10 protein-coding genes are annotated in these 9,540 nt (G+C 64.7%); 4 read left to right on the forward strand and 6 right to left on the reverse strand.

The features are described from left to right. The 5 genes from AC1DY5_RS29595 to AC1DY5_RS29615 form a co-directional block, all read right to left on the reverse strand. Positions 1-966 (reverse strand): amidohydrolase family protein (locus tag AC1DY5_RS29595; protein ID WP_478117242.1); only part of this gene is annotated, 966 nt, incomplete at its 3' end. A 42-nt stretch (positions 967-1,008) separates the two neighbouring features. Next, on the reverse strand, positions 1,009-1,785 hold the full coding sequence (locus AC1DY5_RS29600; RefSeq protein WP_478117244.1) for an amino acid ABC transporter ATP-binding protein: 777 nt from the start codon (positions 1,783-1,785) through the stop codon (positions 1,009-1,011). A gap of 18 nt (positions 1,786-1,803) precedes the next feature. Then, entirely contained in the window at positions 1,804-2,913 is a 1,110-nt protein-coding gene (locus AC1DY5_RS29605; RefSeq protein WP_478117246.1) for an amino acid ABC transporter permease, read from the reverse strand. Next, positions 2,903-3,892 (reverse strand): ABC transporter permease subunit, encoded by a 990-nt coding sequence (locus AC1DY5_RS29610; RefSeq protein WP_478117248.1) that lies wholly within the window; start codon positions 3,890-3,892, stop codon positions 2,903-2,905. The genes AC1DY5_RS29605 and AC1DY5_RS29610 overlap by 11 nt, the downstream gene beginning before the upstream one ends. 64 nt (positions 3,893-3,956) lie before the next feature. After that, complete coding sequence (locus AC1DY5_RS29615; RefSeq protein WP_478117250.1) at positions 3,957-4,988, reverse strand: amino acid ABC transporter substrate-binding protein; 1,032 nt, start codon at positions 4,986-4,988, stop codon at positions 3,957-3,959. Between the two features lie 573 nt (positions 4,989-5,561). Here AC1DY5_RS29615 and AC1DY5_RS29620 point away from each other — a divergent pair. Further along, entirely contained in the window at positions 5,562-5,735 is a 174-nt protein-coding gene (locus AC1DY5_RS29620; RefSeq protein WP_478117252.1) for a hypothetical protein, read from the forward strand. A 38-nt stretch (positions 5,736-5,773) separates the two neighbouring features. After that, on the forward strand, positions 5,774-6,382 hold the full coding sequence (locus AC1DY5_RS29625) for a glutathione S-transferase family protein (protein ID WP_478117254.1): 609 nt from the start codon (positions 5,774-5,776) through the stop codon (positions 6,380-6,382). 36 nt (positions 6,383-6,418) lie between these two features. On the opposite strand, the gene AC1DY5_RS29630 is transcribed toward AC1DY5_RS29625, so the two are convergent. After that, positions 6,419-7,495: a glutathione S-transferase family protein gene (locus AC1DY5_RS29630; RefSeq protein WP_478117256.1), complete on the reverse strand. Its 1,077-nt coding sequence runs from the start codon at positions 7,493-7,495 to the stop codon at positions 6,419-6,421. A 261-nt stretch (positions 7,496-7,756) separates the two neighbouring features. Between AC1DY5_RS29630 and AC1DY5_RS29635 the strand changes: the two genes are divergently transcribed. Then, complete coding sequence (locus tag AC1DY5_RS29635) at positions 7,757-9,130, forward strand: amidase (protein WP_478117258.1); 1,374 nt, start codon at positions 7,757-7,759, stop codon at positions 9,128-9,130. A 33-nt stretch (positions 9,131-9,163) separates the two neighbouring features. Beyond that, a partial coding sequence (locus tag AC1DY5_RS29640) for a tryptophan 2,3-dioxygenase family protein (protein ID WP_478117260.1) occupies positions 9,164-9,540 on the forward strand: 377 nt, incomplete at its 3' end.

Genomic DNA, 9,540 nt, shown 5'->3' on the forward strand with positions numbered 1-9,540 from the left:
GCGCTGCGCATTGCCCGAGCGCACCGCCGCGGTCTGCTCCGCCGGCAGCCTCGCCGTGTTGGCGAACGCGCCCTTCGTGTCGTGCACCTGGTGCGGCCAGTCGGTGCCGAACATCACGTGCTCGGTGCCGACCACCGAGATCAGGTACTGCAGCGCCCCCAGGTTGTAGGTGATGCTGTCGTAGTAAATGTGGCGCAGGTATTCGGTGGGCTTGCGCTTCATCTGGCGCCGGCTCGGGATCTCGACCTCGTCGCCCTTCTCGAAGCGGCCGACCAGGTAGGGCAGGGTGCCGCCGCCGTGCGAGGCGATGATCTTCAGGTTGGGGTACTGGTCGAAGAAGCCTTCGAAGATCATGCGCGTGATGGCCAGCGTGGTGTCGAACATGAAGCCGACGGACCAGCTCAGGTCGAACTTGGTCATGTCCATCATGTCGACGCCTGGCGGGTCGRTCGGGTGCACGAGCACGGGCAGGCCGCGCTTGTCGATCTCGGCCCAGATGGGCGCGAAGAGCGGGTCGGTCAGGCTGCGGCCGGCAATGTTGGCCAGCACCATCACGCCGACCGCACCGTTGGCGCAGGTGCGCTCCAGCTCCTCGATGGCGCGCTGCGGATATTCCCAGGGCAGCGAGGTGAACCAGCGGATGCGGTCGGGGTAGGTGGTCTGCGCCTCGGCCATCGTGTCGTTCGACTCCCTGGCGGCGCGGCAACTGATGTCCTCGTTGCCCCAGTACACGTTGGGGCAGGTGAGCGAGACCACCGACACGTCTATGCCCGCGGCGTCCATGTGCTTCACGCGCAGGTCGTAGTCGAAGTGGCCGCGCTGCGGGAGCACGACCGGCGTGTCGCCACGAAAGATTTCCTGCTGGCCGTCCGGCCGCGTCTTGATGTTGTAGAGCCCGCCCTCTTTCTTGAGCAGTTCGAGCCACCGGGTGGTGAACATGTGAGTGTGGACGTCGATGACGGTCATGGTTTGCTTGTCTCCATTGTGTGAAAGGTGGTCAGGGCAGGCTCAATGCGTGAGCAGTTGCCCGAGGAAGGATCGAAGGCGCGCGCTTTGCGGCCGGTCGAAGAAGTCGTCGGGCGGTGCGGTCTCGATGATCTGTCCCTGGTCCATGAAGATCACGCGGTCGGCGACGCGGCGCGCGAAGCCCATTTCGTGCGTGACGATCATCATCGTCATGCCTTCGCCGGCCAGGGCCTCCATGGTTTGCAAGACTTCATTCACCATTTCGGGGTCGAGCGAGGCCGTGGGCTCGTCGAACAGCACCACCTGCGGTCGTGTGCACAGGGTGCGCGCGATCGCGACGCGCTGCTGCTGGCCGCCGGAGAGCTGTGCCGGATGCTTGTGCGCATGGTCGCGCAGTCCCACGCGTTCCAGGTAGTGCATGGCGCGCTCATGCGCCTCCTTGCGGCCCACACCGCTGCCCCACACCGGCCCGACGGTCAGATTCTGAAGCGCGGTCATGTGCGGGAACAGGTTGAACTGCTGGAACACCATGCCCACGCGCCGGTTCACGGCGAGCCGTGCGGCGCGCGTGATGTCGTCGGCGCCGACTTCGACGCCGCAAACGTGCAGATGCCCCTGCTGGAAGGGCTCCAGCAGATTGACCGTGCGCACCAGCGTGGACTTGCCCGAGCCCGATGGCCCGCAGATCACGATGCGTTCGCCCGGCGCCACCTGCAGGTCGATGGCGCGCAGCGCGTGGTAGTCGCCATACCACTTGTTGATGTCAGTCATCCGCACCACGGCGGTGGCATTCGCTTCTTCGGGAGGCGTGTTCGTCATTCGAGGATTCAATCGGGGTCAGCGCGAGGCTTCGAGCCGGCGGCTGTAGCGCGAGAGCCCCCAGCAGACGACAAGGTAGGCCAGCGCCAGAAAGACGTGGCCCGAGGTCAGGATGTTGGCGTCGCCCACCCAGCCGGGCGACTTGGCGCCTGTCTCCACCGCGCCGAGCAGGTCGTTGACGCCGATCACCGAAAGCAGCGTCGTCTCTTTGATCACGGCGATCATGATGTTGACCAGCGCCGGCACCACGGCGGTCACGGCCTGCGGCAGCACGATCAGGCGCAAGGCCATGAAGTCGCTCAGGCCCACCGTCGTAGCGGCTTCGAACTGGCCCCGGCCGATGGACTGCAATCCGCCGCGAAAGACTTCCGCCGCCATCGCCGCGTTGAACAGCGCGAAAGCGGCGAGCGCGCGCGAGAACAGGTCGACGTTCGAGCCCCTGGGCAGGAACATCGGCAGCAAGGTGGCCGCGATGAACAGCACGACCAGCAATGGCACCGAGCGCATGGACTCGACAAACGCGGCACAGAGCCAGCGCACCACCGGCAGGCGCGAGCGGCGGCCGAGCGCGAGCGCCAGGCCCAACGGCAGCGCGGTGGCAAAAGTAGCCAGCGTGACGACCAGCGTGAGCAGCAGGCCGCCCCAACGCGTCGGTGGCACGTAGGGCAGGATGCCGCCGCCCAGCAACAGCAGGAAGAACAGCACCGGCATCCACACGAAGCCCATCAACACGCGCTGCAGGCTCGCGCCGTGCGCGCGGCGAATCACCCAGGTCCAGAACAATGCGAACCCCGCGAAGCAGGTCCAGGCGCGCCACAACTGATTCGATGGATAGTCGCCGACCAGCCAGGGCTTCCACCGCGCGGTCACGAAGGCCCAGCAGGCGCCGCGGCTGTCCGGGCAGGCGTCGCTGGAGGTGCCGGTCCACTGCGCGTGCACGACGGCCCAATCGAGGAAGCGCCAGCCCGCGAGGACGAACGCGACCAGCAACAGCAACGAGAGCAAGCCCATCGCCGGACCCGGAAACCAGGCCCGGCGCCAGCGCGTGAGCGCAGGGGTCGTGGCCACCGGCGCAGGCCGTGGATCAACCAGCGCCTCGCGCAGAAAGCGGCTCGTCTCAGCGGCCATGGCGTTTCAACAAGCGGCGGTTGGCCAGGTTCACCAGGAACGCGATGGTGAGATTGATGGCCGCATACAGCACGACGACCAGCGCCATGGCTTCGAGCGCCTGGCCGGTCTGGCTCAGCACCGTGCCGCCGACGATCTGCATGACGTCCGGGTAGCCGATGGCCGCGGCAAGCGATGAGGCCTTGGCGAGCGTCTGGTACTGCCCGGCAGCCGGCGGCAATGCAACGCGCAGGGCTTGCGGCAGGACGACCAGCAAGGCGGCGCGCACGCCGCTTAGTCCCACGGAGGCCGCGGCCTCCGACTGGCCGCGCGGTACCGACAGGATGCCCGCGCGAAAGATCTCGGCCAGAAAGGTGCTGTTGTAGATCGACAGGCCGAGCGTCAGCGCGATCAGTTCAGGCAACAGCGCGAAGCCGCCGCTGATGTTGAAGCCTTCGACAACGGGTATGTCCCATCCGAAGCCACCCGTGGCCGACATCAACAGGCGCGGCAGGAACAGCCCGCGGTTGTTCAGCAACGCGGGGCCGAGGTGCAGGCTGTCGCCCACGTCCGGCAGCAGGGCCATCGCGGAGAAGTACCAGAAGAAGATCTGCAGCAACATGGGGATGTTGCGAAACACCTCCACGTAAAGGGTCGMGGCGCCACGGACCAGCGGATGCGTGCTGAGCCGGCCGAACGCAATGAAGAGTGCGATGAGCGTGCTGAACACGATCGCCAGCGCCACGACCAGCAGCGTGTTGAGCGCGGCCACGATGATGGCGTCGCCATAGGTCGATGCCGGGCCGAACGGGACCAGCGTCTGCGCGATCTCGAAGCCCGCCTCGGTCCGCAGGAAGCCGTAGCCGATGGAGACGCCAAGCGTGTGCGCATTGCCCAGGAAGTTGGCGATTCCGCGCCACGCGAGCCAGCCGATCAGGGCCACGAGCAAGACCTGTCCGACATAGCCCGGCAGCCGTTCCATGAGAACGGCGCGAGACATCTTTGAGCGGCGAGGGGTCATCATGCGCGTACCTGGCGCGCGGGGCGCCCTCTCTCGCTCCCCTTCAACGGACCGGAATCGCCATCATCAGGCCGCCATTGGCCACCAGCGCGTTGCGGCCGCGGTCCAGGCGCAGGGCGGTTTTCGGGCCGACGTTGCGGTCCCACACGTCGCCGTAGTTGCCCACGGCCTTGATGGCCTTGTAGGCCCAGTCCGCGTTCACGCCGAGCTTGACGCCGAAGTCGCCCGTGGTACCCAGCAGGCGCTGCACGTCCGGGCTCTGCGAATTGCGTTGCTCGTCGACGTTGGCCTGCGTGATGTCAAGTTCTTCAGCCGCCACCAGGGCGTTCATCGTAAAGCGCACGACGGCTTCCCAACGCGGCTGTCCCTGCGCAACGATCGGGCCGATGGGTTCGTTGGAAACCGTCTCGGCCAGCACCTTGAATTCATCGCGATTCGGCAGCTTGGCCAGGCGCGCGGCCAGACCCGAGCGGTCGTTGATGGCCGCGTCGCAGCGCTTGCCGACGAAGGCATCCCACGCCTGCTCCTGCGAGGCGAAGGTCACGATCTTGTATTTGAGCTTGTGGGCGCGAAAGTAGTCGGCGACGATGAGTTCCGACGTGCTGCCCTGCGCGGTGCAGATGGTGGCGTTGTTGAGGTCGGCGATCTTGCTGGCCTTCGACTTGGTGGTGACGGCGAAGCCCTGGCCGTCGAAGAACATGACCTTCGGGAACTTGAGACCGCTCACGTCGCGGCTTTGCGTCCAGGTGAAGCGGTGCGTGAGCACGTCGACCGCGCCGGTGGGCAGGCCGGCAAAGGCGGTCTTGAGATCCATCGGCACGAGCTGGATCTTGGTCTCGTCGCCGAGCGTCGCGGCGGCGATGGCCTTGCACAAGTCGACGTCGAAGCCTTCGCGCTTGCCGGCGTTGTCCTCGGCCGAGAAGCCGGGCGCGGCCAACGTGACGCCGCACTTGAGCACGCCATGCGCCTTGACATCGTCGAGTACGTCGGCCCGTGCGGCGCCGGTGAATGCCGCGACGGCGGCGAGTCCCAGCAATGTTTGGCGGGCGGTCGACAGGGTCCTTGGGGTGCGCATGTTGTGTGTCTGGGCTTGGGTTGATTGGGACGCGGTAGAGGGTATCACCGGCGGTCCATGAATCCGACCCACAGAAACCCTGTCCGGCTCCGACCACGCGGCAGCTCTCAGGGCAATTTTGCGGATCTCCAACATGCGCGCAGCAACCCGGAGGCACCTCCATGGCCCAGTCACTCTCCGTCTGCGTCGGGGCTTCCCCGCGACATCGAATGGCGTGGAAGGACCGCATTCCGCATCACCAAGCACTCGACGAGGCGGCGAGCCGCGCGAATCTGCATAACTTCCGATAGGCGAGTCATGCGTCCGCAATGGTGTATGTATGGGAATTTCCCGCACTGCTACATCGGCCGGCGCGACGGGAGTACCGGCGAGCTCATCGGGCGGTTCGGCGGTCGCTTGTCGCAAGGGCTGGTGACGGACGGCGGCAAGAACTACGACGGCCGCCAGGCCGGGTTGAAAGATCGACCGCTACGAGGAGATCGCAGGCCAGCCGCGACCGGTTCAAGGCCCTGAGCGCCGACGATCGCCGCAAGATGATCGACTTCCTGAAGTCTCTGTGACGAAAGAACCCGCGTGAAAGCCAATTCCCAAATGAATGCGCTGCGCCGCAGGCAGCTTCTCGGCCTCGGCCATTCGTCGGTCGCGGCCGGCGAATTTTCACTGGTGTGCCCAACACTACGTTTCGCTGCCCTTCGGCAGCGCGTCATCACCCTGGCTGACACTTTTCGCATCGCGCTGTTGGTGTGAAAATCATCGGCGAATGCAATCGATGATGGAGTCAACAGATGCTGCGCCTCTATGACAGTCGCTTGTCGGGTAACTCGTGGAAGGTGCGCATCCTGCTGAGCCAGCTTGGACTTCCGTTCGAGCGCATCACGCTCGATATCGGCAAGGGCGATACGCAAGAAGCCGCATTTCGCAAGATCAGTCGCTTCGCACGCGTCCCCGTTCTGCAGCTCGAGGATGGTCGAACGATCGTGGAGTCGGCCGCAATCCTGCTCTACCTGGCGCAAGGCACGCCCTACCTGCCGGACGATCCCTATGCCCGTGCGGAAGTGACGAGCTGGCTGTTCTTCGAACAGGCCGATCTGCAAAAGGCGATCGCCGTACCGCGCGTCTGGCATCTGCACGGCCTGGCCAGTGGCAGGCAGCAGGAGATCCAACGGTTTCATGCCGAAGGCTATCCGGCGCTCGAGAAGCTGGATCGCTGGCTGCTCGGACGCACTTGGCTGGTCGGCGAGCGCTACACCATCGCAGACACGGCAGTTTTCGCCTATGTCTCGCTGGCCGCTCAAGGTGGATACGACATGGACCGCTTTGCTTCCATTCGCGAATGGGTCGCGCGAGTCAAGGGCCAGCCCGCATGGGTGGAGCTGGTGCCCGACGCCCGCTGAGCCGCGCGTCAATCCGGGCGGCCTCGCTCTTTGCGCTTACGCAGCGAACGCATCGCGGCAGTCCGCGAACGCGTCCATGGCGTCGGAGTGCGGCAGACTCTCGATTGAAGCCTGGATCGCTTCCTTGCACAGCGATGGCCGCCGGACGAGCGCGTCGAAATACCGCCCGACGTTGGGAAGCTCGTCGCACATCGATGCCAAACCGAGGTATGCCAGGCGAACGAGATTGACACCCCACACTACATCGCCGAGCGAAAAGGAGCTTCCCTTCGGATAAGGGAGCGGTTGCCCGCTCAGCGCACGGTCGAGATCCGTCAATAGACCGCCCACATGCATCCGGGCGGCGCGCTGAAACGCCGCGTCGTGGCGCACCGCCTTGCCGCCGATCTCCTTCGTGATCTTCGCGCGGTAGGCAGCGACCAGTTCAGGCTCGCCCGCATTGGCGGCCATCAACCCCTCCAGCGCCACGATCTTGTACTCATAGACCGTCTCCATCACCGATTTGAGTATGGCCGGCCGCCTGTCCGCGTCCGGATGAAAGCCATAGAGCAGCGCCCCGTTCGGGATCCTGTCGACGATGCCCACTTGACGCATCACCTCGGCGAGCGCTTCGATCTCGTCCGGGACGAGCCGGACGGATTCCCGCGACACGGCATCGAGATAGCAGCAAATCCGCAGGGAATCCGCGATCACGCGGCCGGCCTGGTGATCGATGAGCAAGGGCACGACACAAGGATCGAAACCTTCCGTTTCGACCGACGTCCGCCCGCTGTATCCGCTAACGAATTCCCGGTCCAGTTCCCGGCCGGCGATCAGCCGCAGACGGACGTAGGCGGGGCTGTAGTGCTCGGCCGGGATGACGACCCCGTCGCTTCCCATCGAACACAGGATGACCATGTCGTTCGAACGATAGGACAGCCGCTTCTCATGGAGCACCGTTCGTACCTTCTGCGAGCACAGCGAGCTCGCCGCATGGAACAGCTCGAAGCGCGGGTTCGCCTCTTCGCCCATGACGGTGGCGCGGGCAGGATCCGCCATGGCAGCGCGAGCCGCCTTCGCCATTTCCATCAGTGGCACATCAATCGTCATCGCATCGCACTTAGTCAATTGCACGGCGTACTCCATCATTTCTGGCAACGTCTCTGGTAGAAGCTCGCAACCCAATGGGCTCGGCGTTCGAGAACTCTAGGTTCATCCACACCCCTTGAGAAGCCGGCACTTCTTGCACGCTGGGTTCCGGAACGGCGAACGATCTATCGCATTTCCGTCGTCCACGTTCCTGGACGCTACGTTCGGCAAAGACCAGCACACGGCGGATGTCGGTTGGCATATCTTTCCGCTCCAGAGTCAAGTCTTCATTGCCAACGCCACCCCATGAGCAACATCCGTCAGCCATCCAGCGCGGCCTCGCGCACACCGGGCCTTCGCCAAGCACTCGACACCCTTGCGACACAGCGCCTGACTGCGATCGCGCTGACGGAGCAAGCGCTCGACACAGCGGAGGCCTGCAATCGATGCGTCAACGCCTTCTCGGTCATCGACTGGGATCGTGCCTTGAAGGCTGCCGCGGAGAGCGATCTTCGCTATGCGGAAGGCAGTCAACGGCCGCTTGAAGGGTTACCGATCGGTATCAAGGATCTGATCGACACCAAGGATGTTGAAACCCGGTACGGTTCGGCCGCCTATCTCGGCCATGTGCCGACCGCCGATGCCGACATCGTGAAGGTGCTGGTGGAACAAGGTGCCATCCCCATCGGCAAAACCACGACCCACGAATTCGCGTGGGGGGTCACCACGTCCAGTGAGGTCTATGGAGTCACCCTGAATCCCCTGGACAGAAGCCGCATTCCCGGTGGTTCCAGCGGTGGTGCTGCCGCGGCGATCGCGTACGGTGCTGTCGCGGCGGGGCTGGGCACGGATACCGGCGGCTCGGTCCGGATTCCTGCTGCGCTGTGTGGCGTCGTCGGCTTCAAGCCGACCTTCGGCACCCTCTCCACCCGAGGCGTGTTTCCATTGGCCCCGACCTTGGATCACCCCGGTCTCCTTGGGGAGAGCGTCGATGACGTCGTCGTTCTGGCGGGCGCCTTTCACATCAAGGGCCCCCAAGACGATGCGTGGGTTTCCGCACGCCTTGGCGTCATCCACGAGATTGCGCCGGTCCCGCTGAGTCCCGAGATCGCATTGGCCTTCAATGACGCCATCGAATGCCTCGAAGAAGTCTTTGCGTGCGCGAAGGTCGACACGCCCGGTCTGTTCGACACCGTCTACGAGGCATTCGCGAACATCGTTCTGACCGAAGGCGCCGTCGAACACTTCAGGCGGAACGATTGGGATCGCATTGCCACGCACTACGGCTCCGAGACCATCGAGAGGCTGGAGCGTGCGAAGACCATGGCCCTTCGCGACTATGCGCAAGCACAGCAGACCCGATGGCGCTTTGCAGCGAACCTGCAACAGACCATGTCAACGGTCGACTACCTCCTCCTGCCGACCTGCCCTTGCACCGCGCCGCTGTTGGATGCGCGCACGGCATCGATCGGCGAATGGTCCGGCACGGTCCGCGAGGCATTGATGACCTATACCGCGCCCTTCAATGTCGCGGGACTGCCCGCGATCTCGATTCCCCTGGCTTCGGCGGACTTCAGCCTTCCGGCATCGCTGCAGATCGTCGCCAGGCGAGGTCAGGACGGCGCGCTCTTGCGGATCGCGCAGCAGATCGAGCGGATCCTTCGCGCCCGTCTCAAGTGAACCGACCCACGCAACCACAACCAGGAGCCTCRAGTGAGCGATACCCCCACCAACATCGACGACCACGCATCGACCAGTACCGCGATCGGGCAGACGCCCTACAGCGCATGGATGCAGACCGACGCCCTCCATTCGCTGCAGCGCACGGTCAGCGATCATCCCGGAGAGCATGCATGGATCACCCATGTGCAGGTCTCCGAACTCTATTGGATGCTCATCATCAAGGAGATCCAGACGGCACAGATGTACCTGCGCACAGACAAGCTGCGTGAGGCCCATCGAACGCTGCTGCGCGTGGTAGCCCATCACGAGCCCCTCCTGGCCATTTGGCGATCGATCGACTGGATGACGCCGAACGACCTGCTGGCCATCTTGTCGCGTGCGGCTGCCACTCACGGCAAGGACACGGC

The organism is Variovorax sp. P4_D9, assembly GCF_056401695.1.